The organism is Micromonospora sp. NPDC049203 (assembly GCF_043197215.1).
Classification (GTDB): Bacteria; Actinomycetota; Actinomycetes; order Mycobacteriales; family Micromonosporaceae; genus Micromonospora.
In genome coordinates this window covers 559,290-572,677 of sequence record NZ_JBICSV010000001.1, presented here as the reverse complement: position 1 = coordinate 572,677, position 13,388 = coordinate 559,290, and the positions used below count along the sequence as shown (strand labels likewise).

17 protein-coding genes are annotated in these 13,388 nt (G+C 73.7%); 9 read left to right on the top strand and 8 right to left on the bottom strand.

What is annotated here, in order from left to right:
* Window positions 1-14 precede the first annotated feature (14 nt).
* Entirely contained in the window at window positions 15-911 is an 897-nt protein-coding gene (locus tag ACGFIA_RS02660) for a ribokinase (RefSeq protein ID WP_357467048.1), read from the top strand.
* Between the two features lie 45 nt (window positions 912-956).
* On the opposite strand, the gene ACGFIA_RS02655 is transcribed toward ACGFIA_RS02660, so the two are convergent.
* Window positions 957-1,721: a hypothetical protein gene (locus ACGFIA_RS02655; RefSeq protein ID WP_357388282.1), complete on the bottom strand. Its 765-nt coding sequence runs from the start codon at window positions 1,719-1,721 to the stop codon at window positions 957-959.
* Between the two features lie 94 nt (window positions 1,722-1,815).
* Between ACGFIA_RS02655 and ACGFIA_RS02650 the strand changes: the two genes are divergently transcribed.
* The gene (locus ACGFIA_RS02650; RefSeq protein WP_393258072.1) at window positions 1,816-3,327 is read left to right on the top strand and encodes a dienelactone hydrolase family protein; all 1,512 of its coding nucleotides are present in this window, start codon (window positions 1,816-1,818) and stop codon (window positions 3,325-3,327) included.
* Between the two features lie 10 nt (window positions 3,328-3,337).
* On the opposite strand, the gene ACGFIA_RS02645 is transcribed toward ACGFIA_RS02650, so the two are convergent.
* Window positions 3,338-3,820 (bottom strand): DUF6232 family protein, encoded by a 483-nt coding sequence (locus ACGFIA_RS02645; protein WP_357388278.1) that lies wholly within the window; start codon window positions 3,818-3,820, stop codon window positions 3,338-3,340.
* Between the two features lie 58 nt (window positions 3,821-3,878).
* Between ACGFIA_RS02645 and ACGFIA_RS02640 the strand changes: the two genes are divergently transcribed.
* Window positions 3,879-4,310 carry a nuclear transport factor 2 family protein gene (locus ACGFIA_RS02640; protein WP_357388276.1) on the top strand — a complete coding sequence of 144 codons (432 nt, stop codon included), beginning with the start codon at window positions 3,879-3,881 and terminating at the stop codon, window positions 4,308-4,310.
* Here the strand turns inward: ACGFIA_RS02640 and ACGFIA_RS02635 are convergent.
* Complete coding sequence (locus ACGFIA_RS02635; protein ID WP_357388274.1) at window positions 4,256-4,789, bottom strand: DUF6232 family protein; 534 nt, start codon at window positions 4,787-4,789, stop codon at window positions 4,256-4,258. The genes ACGFIA_RS02640 and ACGFIA_RS02635 overlap by 55 nt on opposite strands.
* Before the next feature lie 132 nt (window positions 4,790-4,921).
* Here ACGFIA_RS02635 and ACGFIA_RS02630 point away from each other — a divergent pair, with 132 nt between their 5' ends.
* Together ACGFIA_RS02630 and ACGFIA_RS02625 are read left to right on the top strand one after the other, a co-directional pair.
* The gene (locus ACGFIA_RS02630) at window positions 4,922-5,695 is read left to right on the top strand and encodes an enoyl-CoA hydratase-related protein (protein WP_357467056.1); all 774 of its coding nucleotides are present in this window, start codon (window positions 4,922-4,924) and stop codon (window positions 5,693-5,695) included.
* Between the two features lie 70 nt (window positions 5,696-5,765).
* Window positions 5,766-7,388 carry an acetolactate synthase gene (locus tag ACGFIA_RS02625; protein WP_357388270.1) on the top strand — a complete coding sequence of 541 codons (1,623 nt, stop codon included), beginning with the start codon at window positions 5,766-5,768 and terminating at the stop codon, window positions 7,386-7,388.
* Between the two features lie 55 nt (window positions 7,389-7,443).
* Here ACGFIA_RS02625 and ACGFIA_RS02620 read toward each other — a convergent pair whose 3' ends face one another.
* Genes ACGFIA_RS02620 through ACGFIA_RS02610 form a run of 3 tightly spaced genes read right to left on the bottom strand, consistent with a single transcriptional unit; the run spans window position 7,444 to window position 8,551 of the window.
* A complete protein-coding gene (locus ACGFIA_RS02620) occupies window positions 7,444-7,842 on the bottom strand; it encodes a PLD nuclease N-terminal domain-containing protein (RefSeq protein ID WP_357467066.1) in 399 nt (132 codons plus the stop codon).
* 26 nt (window positions 7,843-7,868) lie between these two features.
* Window positions 7,869-8,168, bottom strand: a complete 300-nt coding sequence (locus ACGFIA_RS02615; RefSeq protein ID WP_357388266.1) for a DUF202 domain-containing protein — start codon at window positions 8,166-8,168, stop codon at window positions 7,869-7,871.
* Window positions 8,165-8,551 carry a DUF202 domain-containing protein gene (locus tag ACGFIA_RS02610; RefSeq protein ID WP_357388264.1) on the bottom strand — a complete coding sequence of 129 codons (387 nt, stop codon included), beginning with the start codon at window positions 8,549-8,551 and terminating at the stop codon, window positions 8,165-8,167. The genes ACGFIA_RS02615 and ACGFIA_RS02610 overlap by 4 nt, the downstream gene beginning before the upstream one ends.
* Window positions 8,552-8,592: 41 nt before the next feature.
* On the opposite strand from ACGFIA_RS02610, the gene ACGFIA_RS02605 reads away from it, so the two are divergent.
* From ACGFIA_RS02605 to ACGFIA_RS02590, 4 genes are all read left to right on the top strand, one after another.
* The gene (locus ACGFIA_RS02605) at window positions 8,593-9,390 is read left to right on the top strand and encodes a GNAT family N-acetyltransferase (protein ID WP_357388262.1); all 798 of its coding nucleotides are present in this window, start codon (window positions 8,593-8,595) and stop codon (window positions 9,388-9,390) included.
* A gap of 2 nt (window positions 9,391-9,392) precedes the next feature.
* Window positions 9,393-9,797, top strand: coding sequence for a hypothetical protein (locus ACGFIA_RS02600; RefSeq protein ID WP_357388260.1), 405 nt, complete (start codon window positions 9,393-9,395; stop codon window positions 9,795-9,797).
* A gap of 176 nt (window positions 9,798-9,973) precedes the next feature.
* A complete protein-coding gene (locus ACGFIA_RS02595) occupies window positions 9,974-10,753 on the top strand; it encodes an electron transfer flavoprotein subunit beta/FixA family protein (protein ID WP_120571331.1) in 780 nt (259 codons plus the stop codon).
* A 12-nt stretch (window positions 10,754-10,765) separates the two neighbouring features.
* Entirely contained in the window at window positions 10,766-11,725 is a 960-nt protein-coding gene (locus tag ACGFIA_RS02590; protein ID WP_013474293.1) for an electron transfer flavoprotein subunit alpha/FixB family protein, read from the top strand.
* 98 nt (window positions 11,726-11,823) lie between these two features.
* Here ACGFIA_RS02590 and ACGFIA_RS02585 read toward each other — a convergent pair whose 3' ends face one another.
* Window positions 11,824-12,594 carry an anti-sigma factor gene (locus ACGFIA_RS02585; RefSeq protein WP_357388257.1) on the bottom strand — a complete coding sequence of 257 codons (771 nt, stop codon included), beginning with the start codon at window positions 12,592-12,594 and terminating at the stop codon, window positions 11,824-11,826.
* Window positions 12,548-13,153 (bottom strand): sigma-70 family RNA polymerase sigma factor, encoded by a 606-nt coding sequence (locus tag ACGFIA_RS02580; RefSeq protein ID WP_357388255.1) that lies wholly within the window; start codon window positions 13,151-13,153, stop codon window positions 12,548-12,550. Before ACGFIA_RS02580 ends, ACGFIA_RS02585 begins: the two co-directional genes overlap by 47 nt.
* Window positions 13,154-13,388: the final 235 nt, after the last annotated feature.

Sequence of the window (13,388 nt, the reverse complement as noted above, 5' to 3'; positions counted from 1 at the left end):
GACGGGACGAAACAGTGCCGCAGACCCGGGTCGCCGTCGTCGGCAGCGCCAACATGGACCTCGTCGGCATCGGCGCCGCGCTGCCCCGGCCCGGCGAGACCGTGCTGGGCGACGACTTCGTCATGCTGCCCGGCGGCAAGGGCGCCAACCAGGCGGTCGCGGCGGTACGCGCCGGCGCGTCATGCGTCTTCCTCGGCGCGATCGGCTCGGACTCGTTCGGGGTGACGCTGCGGGCCCGGATGACAGCCGCCGGCGTGGACACCGGCCACCTGCGGGTGGTCTACGGCCCGTCCGGCGTCGCGCTGGTCATGGTCGGCGGCGCGGGGGAGAACGCCATCCTGGTCACCCCGGGGGCGAACGCCGCGTTCACGTCGCTGTCCGCCGACGAGCTGTCCGCCGTACGCGACGCCGACGTGCTTGTCGCGCAGCTGGAGGTGCCGGTCGAGACGGTGACCGAGGCGGCGCTGGCGGCCCGGTCGGCGGGCACCCGGGTGGTGCTGAACGCCGCGCCGGCCCGGCCGGTGCCGGCCGAGCTGCTGGCGGCCACCGACCTGCTCGTGGTGAACGAGCCGGAGGCGCAGGCGCTGACCGGCCGGGGCCGGGACGAGCCGGCGGCGCTGCTGGACCTGGTGCCCCGGGCGGTGCTGACGCTCGGCGGCGACGGCGCCTGGTACGTCGACCGGGACCAGCCGGCGACACACGTGCCGGCGGTGCCGGTGGACGTGGTCGACTCGACAGCCGCCGGGGACGCGTTCACCGCCGCGCTCGCGGTGGCCTGGGGCGAGGGGCGGGACCTGGCCGACGCGGTGCGCTGGGCGGCGGCCGCCGGTGCGGCGTGCGTACGCAAGCTCGGCGCCTCGGTGGCGCTGCCGCACCGCGCGGAGATCGACGAGCTGTTCGGCGAGTGTTAAGAAGGGTCCCTTCCTCTACCGGAGGCGTTAAGAAGGGGCCCTTCCTTACACCTCGTCGGTGCGGCGCTCGCCGCGACGGCGCAGCATGCCGAGCCCGGGGATGCCGGCGACCGCGAGCTTGAGGTCGCGTGTGACGTCCAGCAGGTCGTGCAGGTCCGGGCCGACCCGGTCGAGCGTGGCCAGGATCGGCAGCACGTCCGAGGTCAGGTGCTGCTTGAGCTTCGGCAGCTCGTCGACGAGCCGGATCGCGGCGGTGACCTCCTCCGGGCTGAGCTGCTCCACGAAACGCGCCGCCATCGGCGCGGCCCGGCGCAGCGTCGCCTCGTACGCGGACAGCAGCTCGTTCGCGACGCCGGTCGCCTTCTCGGCGGTGGCGAGGGTGCCCGCCGCCCGCGCGGTCACCGTCTCCGCCTCGGTCACCACACCGGCCGCGCTGCGGGCCACCCGGTCGGCCTCGCCGACCACTGTGGCCGCCGCCTCGGAGACCCGCTGCGCCTCGCCGACCACGACAGTCGCGGCGGCGGCCACCTCGGTCGCCGTGTCGATCGCCGCGGTGGCGGCGGCGCTGATCACCGCCACCTCGCGGACCGCCGTCTCGGCGTCGGTGAGCACCCGGTCGGTGCGGTCGAGCGTGCCCTCGATCCGGTCCACCACCCCGTTGATCCGCCGCAGCAGCGCCTCCACCTCGTCGAGCACGGCGAACGCGCGGGCGGGCACCGCCGCGAACGCGCCGGCCGAGCCGAGCGCCTGGTCCACTGCGGTACGGGTGAGGCCGAGCACGGCGCCGGGCCGGGGAAGAGGGATCGCCATGGCATCCAGTGTGCGGCGTCGGGGCCAGTGCCGCCCGGCGGCGGCGAGGCGGCGAAGGTCACGCCGGACCCTCGGCGGAGCGTAGGGTGCCGGCATGCCCACCCCCGGCCCGGCGTCGCGGCGACTGCTCGCCTGCGGCGTGGTCGCGCTGCTCGCCGTCCTCCTCGGCGCGCTGCTCCTGGCCCGCGCCGACGCCGGCCTGAGCACCGGGCGGGCGACGGTGGCCGGGGTGCCGCTGACCGAGGTCCGGGCGGACGGGGTGGGCGGTGACCGGCGGCCCGGGGTGGTGATCGCGCACGGCTTCGCCGGGTCCGCCCGGCTGATGCGGCCGATCGCCGACTCGGTGGCCCGCCAGGGCGGGATCGCGGTGCTGCTCGACTTCGCCGGCCACGGCGCCAGCCGATCCCGGCTGCCGGGCGCCGGGCGGGACGACGAACGCACCCGGGCGCTGCTGCGGCACGACCTGGACGTCGCCGTCGCGTGGCTGCGCGGGCGTCCCGGCGTCGACCCGGACCGGATCGTCCTGGTCGGGCACTCGATGGGCGCCGGTGCGGTCACCCGGTACGCGGTGGCGCATCCGGAGATCGACCGGACCGTGGCGATCTCGCTGCCCGACGGCGGCGACGTGCCGGCCGGGTGGCCGGGGAGGCTGATGCTCGTGGTGGGCGGGCTGGAGTTCGCCGGGTTCCGCCAGGCGGTCGACGAGGCGACGCGGGACGCGCCACCGGGCACCCGCACGCGGGTGGTGGCACCCGGCACCGAGCACGTGTCGGTGCTGTTCGCGCCGCGTACCCACGTCGCGGTGCTGGACGCGCTTCCGCGTCGTACCGGCGGTCCGCCGCCGGCCCCGACGACCCGGCCGGGTGCCGCAGCCCTGCTGCTGGCCGGGCTCGCGCTGGGCTTCGTGCCGCTGGCGGCGCTGCTGCCGCGCCGGACCGGGGCGGGTGCCGGCGGTCCGCGCGCCGGTGCGGGTGACGGCCCGGACACCGGCCGGTGGCTCGCCGCGACGGTGGCGGCGGCCGGGCTGGCCGCGGTGCTGGCCGCGCTCCTGCCGACCGCTCGGCTGCCGCTCGCCGTTGGCGGATACGTCGCGGTGTTCCTGCTGCTCACCGGCGTGCTGCTGGCTGGCGCGCGGCACCTCGTGCGCCCCGCACGGCCCGTCGCGCGGCGACCGGCGGACGCGAGCGCCGCAAGAATCGCCGTGGTCGCCGTCGTGCTCCTCGGGTACGCGGTGCTCGCCGTCGCGTTGCCGATTCACCTCGGTCTCACCTCGTCCGTGCCGGTCGGGGCCCGGTGGTGGCTGCTGCCGCTGGTGACGCTCTGCTGCCTGGTCTTCCTGCTCGGTGCGCAGCGGCTCGCCGACGGCGACGGCGTCCGCTACGCGGCCACCGGCGGGATCGCCGTGCTGGTGCTGGCCGTCGCGGCGGTGCTCGGACTGGCGCCCGGGTTCGTGCTGCTGGTGGTGCCGCTGTTCGCGGCGCTGGTGGCCTGGCAGGCGGCCTGGGCCGCGGTGCTGCGGCGACGGGCGGCGCCGTGGTGGCTGCCGCCGCTGGTCGGGGCGGTGGTGCTGGCCTGGCCGATGGCGACCACGCTGCCGCTGGCCTGACCGACGCCGTCTATCTGCTGTCGGTCTGCTGCTCCACGGCGCGTTGCACGGCCCGGTAGATCTGCCCGAACCGCAGCGCGTCCGGCGTACGGACCAGCATCGTCTCCCGGCCGTGGTGCTGCACCCAGAGTTCGTGCACCCGGTTGCCGCGTTCGTAGGAGCGGTCCAGCCAGCCGAGCGGCACTTCCAGGAACGGGGTGAGTGCCAGGCCCACCACCACGAACGCGGCCAGGATGATCAGGGCCAGTTTCCACTCGCCCCGGTCCTGCGCGGACCAGGCCAGCGAGAGCACGCAGACCACGGCGACCAGTGGTGGCAGCGACAGCAGCAGGACCAGCACGCCCCGGCCCAGCACCCGTCCCCGGACGGCGAGTGTGGTGGTGCCGCGCGCGTGCCAGACGTAGGTGACGTCGGCGAGCGCGACGACCTGCCCGCCCGCGTGGATCGCCTCCGAGGTGACCTGCACGGCGTCGTCCCGGTAATAGAGGACCATGAATCAGCCTAACCGCGCGTGTCGATGCCGGCGACGCGTGCGCCGTAGGCTGCTGGGCATGACGGACCGGAACGGGGCCGGAACCGGCGGCGACGAGCAGGCGCGCAACGTCGAGGTGGTCAAGCGCTACCTGCGCACCTTCGTCACGAAGGACCTCGCCGAACTGGCCGAGGTAGTCGACGAGGACGTGGAGATCTACGGATCCGGCACGGCGGTACGCGGCCGGCGCTATCCCGAGGCCGCCGTCTCCTCACCCGGCCTGACAGTGCTCGACCAGGAGATCCGGGAGATCTTCGCGGCCGGGGACCGGGTGGTGGTGTCGCTGGCGCAGACGTACCGGCGGGACGCGACAGGGGCGACCACGGTGCAGAGCGCCTGCAAGATGTACCGCCTGGCCGGTGGCCGGATCGTGCAGTTCTGGGGTGAGCAGGACACCTACGGCCTGCTGCGCGGGCTCGGCCTGCTGCCGGACGGACCGATCACGTTCTGACCGGAGGCGGGACGACCCGGCGCGGCGGGCAGGCTCTCCATGGCGCGCTGCACCGCCCGGTAGATCTGCCCGAAGCGCATCGCGTCGCGGGTGTGCAGCAGCCGCACCGTCTGACCCCGCCACTGGGCCCACATCTCCATCTCCCGGCTGCCCCGGGCGTAGGAGCGGTCCAGGTGCTCGAAGAGGAAGTCGGCGAGCGGCCCGACGGCGAGGCCGACCAGCACCGAGACGCCCACGATGGCGATGGTGACCACCGCCGAGCGTTGCAGCCACACGGCCAGCCCGATGCCCAGCACGGCGGTCACCAGCGGCCCGGCGAGCGCGGCGCCGATCGCGCCGCGGCCGGCGAGCACCCGCCAGGACCGGTCGCCCTGCCGGTGCCACACGGTGGCCAGCTCGGCCAGCGGGTAGCTGCGCCCGTCCACCCGTACCGCGGTGGAGGTGACCTGGACGGAACGGTCGTCGTAGTAGGTGATCATGGCCTCACTCCCGGTGGCGGGCCGGCGGCGACTGCGGCGCGGCGACCTGGGAGCCGCCGACACCACACTGTCTACCCCAACGAGGCGAGTCGTAAGGTTGGCACGCGACTTCGACGAGGAAGTGAGGGCAGCGTGGGCGAGTTCGTCAGGCTGGAAGTGAAGGACGGCATCGGCACCATCCGGCTGGAGCGGCCGCCGATGAACGCGCTCAACACCCAGGTGCAGGAGGAGTTGCGCGCCGCCGCCGCCGCGGCCACCGCCGACGCCGAGGTCCGCGCCGTCATCGTGTACGGCGGCGAGAAGGTCTTCGCGGCCGGTGCGGACATCAAGGAGATGGCCGACATGTCCTACGTGGACATGGCGGAGCGCGCCGCCGACCTGTCCAGCGCGCTCGGCGCGATCTCCCGCATCCCCAAGCCGGTCGTCGCCGCGATCACCGGGTACGCGCTCGGCGGCGGCTGCGAGCTGGCGCTGGCCTGCGACTGGCGGATCGTCGCCGAGGACGCCAAGCTCGGCCAGCCGGAGATCAAGCTCGGCATCATTCCGGGCGCCGGCGGCACCCAGCGGCTGGCCCGCCTGGTCGGCCCGGCCCGCGCCAAGGACCTGATCATGACCGGGCGGATGGTCGACGCCGCCGAGGCACTGCGGATCGGCCTGGCCGACCGGGTGGTGCCCGCCGCCGAGGTCTACGACGCCGCGGTGGCGTACGTGAAGCCGTTCCTGACCGGGCCGGCGCAGGCGCTGCGCGCGGCGAAGGCGGCCGTGGACGCGGGTCTGGACATGGACCTCACCTCGGGCCTGGCCTGGGAGAGCCAGCTCTTCGCGGCGCTGTTCGCCACCGACGACCGGCGCGAGGGCATGGCCGCGTTCGTGGAGAAGCGCAAGCCGGGCTTCACCGGCCGCTGACGCGAGATCTGTTCACATCCGCGCTACCGGCCAGTAGCGTGACCCCGGTCGGTCGATGAAGGGGAATGGCATGACGGAACGGGTCGAGGGCCACGGCGGCGATCTGGCGCTCGCGGCACTACGCGCGCACGGCGTACGGGAGATGTTCACGCTCTCCGGCGGGCACGTCTTCCCGCTCTACGACGCCGCGCACAAGGCGGGCTTCCCCCTCTACGACGTGCGGCACGAGCAGTCCGCCGTGTTCGCCGCCGAGGCGGTGGCAAAGCTCCAGCGCCGCCCCGGCCTGGCCGTGCTCACCGCCGGCCCCGGCGTCACGAACGGCGTCTCCGGCCTGACGAGCGCGTTCTTCAACGCCTCGCCGGTGCTGGTGCTCGGCGGCCGGGCCCCGCAGTTCCGCTGGGGCTCGGGCAGCCTCCAGGAGATGGACCACCTGCCGCTGGTCGCGCCGGTCACCAAGCACGCCGAGACGGTGTTCAGCGCCGACGACATCCCGCGCGCGGTCTCGGCGGCACTGACCACCGCGCTCACCCCGCACCGCGGCCCGGTGTTCCTGGACTTTCCGCTGGAGGCGGTCTTCTCCGTCGGCGACGCCGACCTGCCGGCGGTCACGCCGCCGGCGCCGATCGAGCCGGACCCGGACGAGGTGGCGAAGGCGGCCCGTCTGATCGCCGGCGCGTCCCGGCCGGTGATCATCGCCGGCTCCGACGTGTACGCGGGCGACGCGGTCGAGGCGCTTCGTGCCGCCGCCGAGTCGCTGCGGGTGCCGGTGTTCACGAACGGCATGGGCCGGGGCGCGCTGCCGCCGGAGCACCCGCTCGCCTTCGCCAAGGCCCGCCGGGTCGCGCTCAAGGGCGCCGACGTGGTCGTGGTGATCGGCACCCCGCTGGACTTCCGGCTCTCCTTCGGCGACTTCGGCGACGCCCAGGTCGTGCACGTCGTGGACGCGCCCAGCCAGCGGGCCGGGCACGTCCAGCCGGCCGCCGCGCCGGCCGGTGACCTGCGGCTGGTCCTCGGCGCGTTCGCCGACCACGCCGGTGACCGGGCCGACCACGCCGACTGGATCGCCGAGCTGCGGACCGCCGAGGACGCGGCGAAGGCCCGCGACGCCGAGGAGATGGCGGCCGAGACCGACCCGATCCGGCCGGCCCGGATCTACGGCGAGCTGCGCAAGGCGCTCGCGCCCGATGCCATCACCATCGGGGACGGCGGCGACTTCGTGTCGTACGCCGGGAGGTACCTGGAGCCGGCCCAGCCCGGCACCTGGCTCGACCCCGGCCCGTACGGGTGCCTCGGCACCGGCATGGGCTACGCCATGGGCGCCCGGGTCAGCCACCCGGACCGGCAGATCTGCGTGCTGATGGGCGACGGCGCGGCCGGCTTCTCGCTGATGGACGTGGAGTCGCTGGCCCGGCAGAAGCTGCCGGTGGTGATCGTGGTCGGCAACAACGGCATCTGGGGGCTGGAGAAGCACCCGATGCGGGCGATGTACGGCTACGACGTGGCCGCCGACCTCCAGCCGGGGCTGCGCTACGACAAGGTGGTCGAGGCGCTCGGCGGCGCGGGCGAGACGGTGGAGAAGGCCACCGACCTCGGGCCCGCGTTGGGGCGCGCGTTCGACTCGGGCGTGCCGTACCTGGTGAACGTGCTGACCGACCCGGCAGACGCGTACCCCCGCTCGTCGAACCTGGCCTGAACACGACGCGTGCGGGCCGTCGGCCGGGTGACCGGCGGGCGGCCCGCGGCGCGTGTCAGACCTCGGGGCGGTCCCTGTCGTCCGGGCGGCCGCGCAGCTCCTCCTCGCGGCGGCGCAGGTCCTTCTCCCACAGCCGCAGCCGTTCCTCGTCCTCGCGGCGGGACCGCTCGGCGAGCGAGGCGAGGAACTCCGGGTCGTCGTCGGGGGCGAGCGGGCGGCGAGCCGGAGCGGGGGTGCCGGCCGTGCCGGCGACGCCCGCGATCCCGGCCGGGCGTTCGCGGCCCACCAGGAACCAGGCGATCGAGCCGACCAGCGGGAAGAAGAGAATGATCAGCACCCAGATCATCCGGGGCAGCGCCTTGACCTTCTCCTCGTCGGCGGAGAGGCAGCTGATCAGCGCGACGACGGCAAGGACGACCTGAGCCAGGAACAGCAGCACGAAGAGGCGGGGCATGCCCCATGATGGCTCACCCGGACACGTCAGTGCACCCCGCCGAGCACATGCGCCACGCCGAGCACCGCGAGTCCGGCCGCGCCGAGCGCGGTCAGCGGCACCGACCAGCTGTCGAGCCGGCGTGGCCCGGTGCCGGTGGCCCGGTGCCACGTCACCACCAGCACGGCGAGCCAGATCACCACCGCGACCCCGGTCAGTGCCGCGTCCACGGCCCGGCCGTGGAAAGCCGGCCGGAGCTGGAGCAGCAGCACCGCGGTGAGCGTGAGCAGTGTCCGCCGCCAGGCCAGCCGGGTGCGTTCGGGTTGCAGGCCGGGGTCGCGGGTCACCCCGCGCCGCCCAGCAGCACGGCCGCCACCAGCACCAGCGCGCCGACCGCGACGACGAGCGCCAGGACGGCCGGGAAGCGGGACGCGGGCAGCTCCTCGTTCAGCCGCATGGCGCGTTCGGTGCGTGCCCAGTGGTCGACCGCCCGGATCGAGACGGTCGCGCCGAGCAGCAGCAGCGCGACGGCGAGCGCCTCGCGCAGGTGGGCCAGGCGCAGCGGCGGGAGGAACTGCGCGGCGGCCAGCCCGCCCGCCACCAGCGCGAGACCCGTCCGCAGCCAGGCCAGGAACGTCCGTTCGTTCGCCAGCGAGAAGCGGTAGTCCGGCGGGGTGCCGACCGAACGCAGCTCACCCTGGTCGAACCAGCTCTTGATCGACTCCCACACGCTGCCGATTATCCGCTTTACCCCGCGCCTAGCCTGGGTGGATGACCGATCTTGACGCGCGCGGGCTGCGCGACGCCTACGACGCCCAGATCCGACCGGAGCTGCCGGACCCGCTGCCGGACGGTGTGACGGTGGAGCGGGACGGCCCGCTGTTCCGCGTGCTCGGCCTGGACCACCGTGGCTTCCTCACCTACCGGACGCTCGACGGCCTGGCCGGTGCCGAGCTGGACGCGCTGATCGCCCGGCAGGTCGAGTTCTTCCGGGCCCGGGGCGAGTCGGTCGAGTGGAAGCTCGCCGGTCACGACGAGCCGGCCGACCTGGGCGACCGGCTGCGCGCGGCCGGCTTCGTGCCGGAGGGCCAGGAGACGGTGGTGGTCGGCCCGGTCGCGCCGCTCGCCGCCGCCGTCCCGGTGCTCCCCGAGGGGGTACGCCTGCGCGAGGTCACCGGCCGGGCCGACCTGGAGCGGATCGCCGCCATGGAGGAGGAGGTCTGGCAGTCCGACCGCAGTCACCTGGTGTACGGGCTGGCCCGGGAGATCGAGGCCGACCCGCAGTCGATCACGATCGTGGTGGCGGAGGCGGGCGGGACGGTGGTCAGCGCCGGCTGGGTCCGCTACCAGCGCGGCACCGGCTTCGCCAGCCTCTGGGGCGGCTCGACGCTGCCGCGGTGGCGCCGGAAGGGCGTCTACCGGGCGCTGGTGGCGTACCGGGCGCGGCTGGCGCAGCAGCGTGGCAAGACGCTCCTGCAGGTGGACTGCTCCCCGGACAGCCGGCCCATCCTGGAGCGGCTCGGACTCGTTGCGGTCACCACCTCCACGCCGTACGTCTACACTCCGTGATCATGGAACGGTTGACGGCGGACGAGCGGCTCACCCTGAAGACCGGTGCGTTCGGGGCCGTGTTCCTGGTCTCCAACGCCGTACCCGGCGTGCTGGCCATGGTGCGGGAGAGCTTCGCCGCCTCGGGCGCGCTCGCCGAGGTGGGGGGCGTGGTCAAGGAGGCGCTGACCACCGGTCCGCTGCCGCAGATCCCCCGCGACTCGGCCCTGGAGGTCGAGTCGGTGGTGCTGCCCGCGCTCGGCCGGTCGGTGGAGATCCTGCGCACCAAGTCGCCGGGCGACGTCGAGACGTACCGCTCGGTGGTGCTGGCCGCGGCGGAGCGGGTGGCACTGGCGCACCGGGGGATCGAGCCGGCCGAGGCGGCGGCGATCGAGAAGATCCGGCAGGCGCTGAGCGAGGCGGCCTGACGGTCGTGAGTTGCGTCACTCCGGGCCGCCGGGGTGGGCATGCTACTTGCGGGTAACATTGCCTCGTGGGGAAGTGCACAGCAACCCGCGGTTGACCCACGTTGCGTCACGCGGGAGGCTGCGCCCGTGACCGGGCGAGTGATCGCTACACCAAACAGGAGGGTCGTCGAAGCGCGATGAACATCGTCGTACTCGTCAAGCAGGTGCCCGATTCGGGCGCGGACCGCAACCTGCGTTCTGACGACAACACCGTCGACCGCGGTTCGGCGAACAACGTCATCAACGAGATGGACGAGTACGCCATCGAGGAGGCGTTGAAGATCAAGGAGGCGCACGGCGGCGAGGTCACCATCCTGACCATGGGTCCGGACCGGGCGACCGAGTCGATCCGCAAGGCGCTCTCCATGGGCCCGGACAAGGCCGTCCACGTCGTCGACGACGCCCTGCACGGCTCCTGCGCGGTGGCCACCTCGAAGGTGCTGGCCGCCGCCCTCGGGCAGCTCAACGCCGACCTGGTCATCTGCGGCGCCGAGTCGACCGACGGCCGGGTCCAGGTCATGCCGCACATGATCGCCGAGCGGCTGGGCGTCGCCGCCCTGACCGGCGCGCGCAAGCTCACCGTCGACGGGGCGAACCTGACCGTCGAGCGGCAGACCGAGGAGGGCTACGAGGTGGTCACCGCCTCGACCCCGGCCGTGGTCTCCGTCTGGGACACCATCAACGAGCCGCGCTACCCGTCGTTCAAGGGCATCATGGCGGCCAAGAAGAAGCCGGTGCAGACGCTCTCCCTGGGCGACCTGGGCGTGGCCCCGGCCGAGGTGGGCTTCGACGGCGCCACCAGCGCCGTGGTCGAGCACTCCAAGCGCCCGCCGCGCTCCGGCGGCGAGAAGATCACCGACGAGGGCGAGGGCGGCGTGAAGCTGGTCGAGTTCCTCGCCACCGAGAAGTTCGTGTGAGAGGTCTGGGACATGTCTGAGGTTCTCGTCGTCGTCGAAGCCACGAAGGAATTCGGCGTCAAGAAGGTCACCCTGGAGATGCTCACCCTCGCCCGCGAGCTGGGCACCCCGAGCGCCGTCGTACTCGGTGGCGCCGGCGCCGCCGAGGCGCTGAGCGCCAAGCTGGGCGAGTACGGCGCGGAGAAGATCTACGCCGCCGAGGGTGAGGAGATCGACGGCTACCTGGTGGCCCCCAAGGCCACAGTGGTCGCCGAGCTGGTCAAGCGCGTCCAGCCGGCCGCCGTGCTGCTCGCCTCCTCGCAGGAGGGCAAGGAGATCGCCGCCCGCCTCGCGGTCAAGCTGGACAACGGCATCCTGACCGACGTGGTCGGCCTGGCCGCCGACGGCACCGCCACCCAGGTGGCGTTCGCCGGCTCCACCATCGTCAAGTCCAAGGTCACCAAGGGCCTGCCGCTGGTCACCGTCCGGCCGAACTCGCTCAACCCGGCCCCGGCCGCGGCCACCCCGGCGGTCGAGCAGCTCACCGTGTCGGTCACCGACGCGGACAAGCTCGCCAAGGTCGTCGAGCGGGTCGCCGAGCAGAAGGGCTCCCGCCCCGAGCTGACCGAGGCGTCGGTCGTCGTCTCCGGCGGTCGCGGTGTCGGCAACGCCGACAACTTCAAGCTGGTCGAGGAGATGGCCGACCTGCTCGGTGGCGCGGTCGGCGCGTCCCGCGCCGCGGTCGACTCCGGCTACTACCCGCACCAGTTCCAGGTCGGCCAGACCGGCAAGACGGTCTCCCCGCAGCTCTACGTCGCGCTGGGCATCTCCGGCGCGATCCAGCACCGGGCCGGCATGCAGACCTCGAAGACCATCGTCGCGGTGAACAAGGACGCCGAGGCGCCGATCTTCGAGCTGGCCGACTACGGCGTGGTCGGCGACCTGTTCAAGGTCGTCCCGCAGGCCGCCGAGGAGATCCGCAAGCGCAAGTGAGCGTCGCGTGCGAGAAGGCCGCCGCCCGGATCACCGGGCGGCGGCCTTTCCTCGTGGGGAGCTGATCGGCGGGCCGGGGAGCTGAGCCGGCCCGCCGATCAGCCCGTCAGGGTGCCCCTCAGCAGGCTGTCGCCGGAGTGACGGGCGTTGTTGTCGTACTGCTCCGCGCTGATGTCGACGACGGTGTAGGTGCGCAGGTCGATGTTGCCGGGGATCGGCAGGAGAGCGTCCCCCGAACCGTTGCTCAGCGTACCCACGGAGAGCATCTCCATCGTCTTCGGATCGATCAGCCAGACCTCGTAGTACCCCGGAACGCTCGGGAGATTCGCGACGTGCAGATGCAACCGGTTGTCGCCGAGCACCCGGGCGTCGCCGGAGGCGTCCTTCGGCGTCGACCCGAACGCCGCGAGCGGCGCGCTCGCCACCACCTGCGGCTGGGGATCGGCCTGCTCGCCGCCGCCGCCGAGCACCGCTGCGGTGCCGGCGACGCCGATCACCGCGGCGGCGGTGGCGGTGACCGCTGTGGTCGCCCAGGCGGGCCAGCGCCGGCTGCGGCGCGAACGACCTGCGACGGCGGGTACGGCGGCCCGCTCCACCGGGTCGGCCGGGCGCGGCAGGCGCCTGTCGGTCAGCGCCGGCAGTTCCTCGGCGGCCCGGATCTCGGCGACGATGCCCTGCCAGATGTGCTCCGGCGGGTCGGGCAGGTCGGCCAGGCCCTGGGTGCCCGCGCCGAGCCCGGCGACGTGCTGGAGCGTCTCCATCTCGCCCCGGCAGTGGTCGCAGGTGTCCAGATGGGTGGCCTCACCGTCAGCCGCCTCGCTCTCACCGAGCGCCAGAAAGACCAGCCGGTCGTGGTCCAGGTGCTGCACCGTCCACCTCCCATCTGCGTTTCAGGCTCTGCATGCCGCGTCTGATGTGACTCTTCACCGTGCCGAGCGGCACTCCGGTCACGGCCGCGATCTGCTGGTGTGTCAGGTCGTCGTAGAACGCCAGCTCCAGCATCCGGCGCTGGTCGTCGGGGAGCCGGGCCAGCTCGTCGGCGACCACCAGCCGGTCGACCACGGTGTCCGGGTCGGGGCCGGTGGAGACCGGCTCGGGCAGTTGCTTCACCGTCTCGACCACCCGGGTCTCCCGGGCCGCGGCCCGGATCCGGTCGACCACCTTGCGCCGCCCGATCCCGAGCAGCCAGCCGACCAGTGAGCCCTTCGCCGGGTCGAACGTCTCCCGGCCCAGCCAGGCGGCGACGAACGTCGCCTGGGTCACGTCCTCGGCGTCGCTGCGGTTCACGAGCGTCGTGGTGGCCAGGTGCAGCACCGCTCGGCCGAACCTGTCGTACGCCTCTCGCAGGGCGGCCTCGTCGCCGTCGCGGAACCGGACGGCGAGGTCGTCCTCGCCCGGCGGTTCGGGGCCCTGCCTCGCCGCCGTCACCGGGCGGCTCGCCTTCCGTGGGGCATGCCCGACTGTAACTCCCACAGCCCCCGCCCCACTCTCCCGGTGTGTCGGTCACGACCCTCGTCACCTCTCCTTCGTCGCCGGAGGGTCCGGCGGATGCGCCCGGAGACGGGAAAAAGAAATCCGATCCGGGCGCATCCGGGTGCGACGGAGCCGGCGTAACCCGTTCTGCAAGCCAGGCCTGACGAATCAGCATCAACCACCAGGAGGC

Excerpts from the sequence above, each read along its gene's own strand:
- ACGFIA_RS02635 (WP_357388274.1), bottom strand. The coding sequence starts at position 4,789 with ATGATCACCTACTACGACGACCGTTCCGTCCAGGTCACCTCCACCGCG.
- ACGFIA_RS02645 (WP_357388278.1), bottom strand. The coding sequence starts at position 3,820 with ATGGTCCTCTATTACCGGGACGACGCCGTGCAGGTCACCTCGGAGGCG.
- ACGFIA_RS02625 (WP_357388270.1), top strand. The coding sequence starts at position 5,766 with ATGACGGAACGGGTCGAGGGCCACGGCGGCGATCTGGCGCTCGCGGCA.
- ACGFIA_RS02640 (WP_357388276.1), top strand. The coding sequence starts at position 3,879 with ATGACGGACCGGAACGGGGCCGGAACCGGCGGCGACGAGCAGGCGCGC.
- ACGFIA_RS02620 (WP_357467066.1), bottom strand. The coding sequence starts at position 7,842 with ATGCCCCGCCTCTTCGTGCTGCTGTTCCTGGCTCAGGTCGTCCTTGCC.
- ACGFIA_RS02590 (WP_013474293.1), top strand. The coding sequence starts at position 10,766 with ATGTCTGAGGTTCTCGTCGTCGTCGAAGCCACGAAGGAATTCGGCGTC.
- ACGFIA_RS02650 (WP_393258072.1), top strand. The coding sequence starts at position 1,816 with ATGCCCACCCCCGGCCCGGCGTCGCGGCGACTGCTCGCCTGCGGCGTG.
- ACGFIA_RS02655 (WP_357388282.1), bottom strand. The coding sequence starts at position 1,721 with ATGGCGATCCCTCTTCCCCGGCCCGGCGCCGTGCTCGGCCTCACCCGT.
- ACGFIA_RS02605 (WP_357388262.1), top strand. The coding sequence starts at position 8,593 with ATGACCGATCTTGACGCGCGCGGGCTGCGCGACGCCTACGACGCCCAG.
- ACGFIA_RS02600 (WP_357388260.1), top strand. The coding sequence starts at position 9,393 with ATGGAACGGTTGACGGCGGACGAGCGGCTCACCCTGAAGACCGGTGCG.
- ACGFIA_RS02595 (WP_120571331.1), top strand. The coding sequence starts at position 9,974 with ATGAACATCGTCGTACTCGTCAAGCAGGTGCCCGATTCGGGCGCGGAC.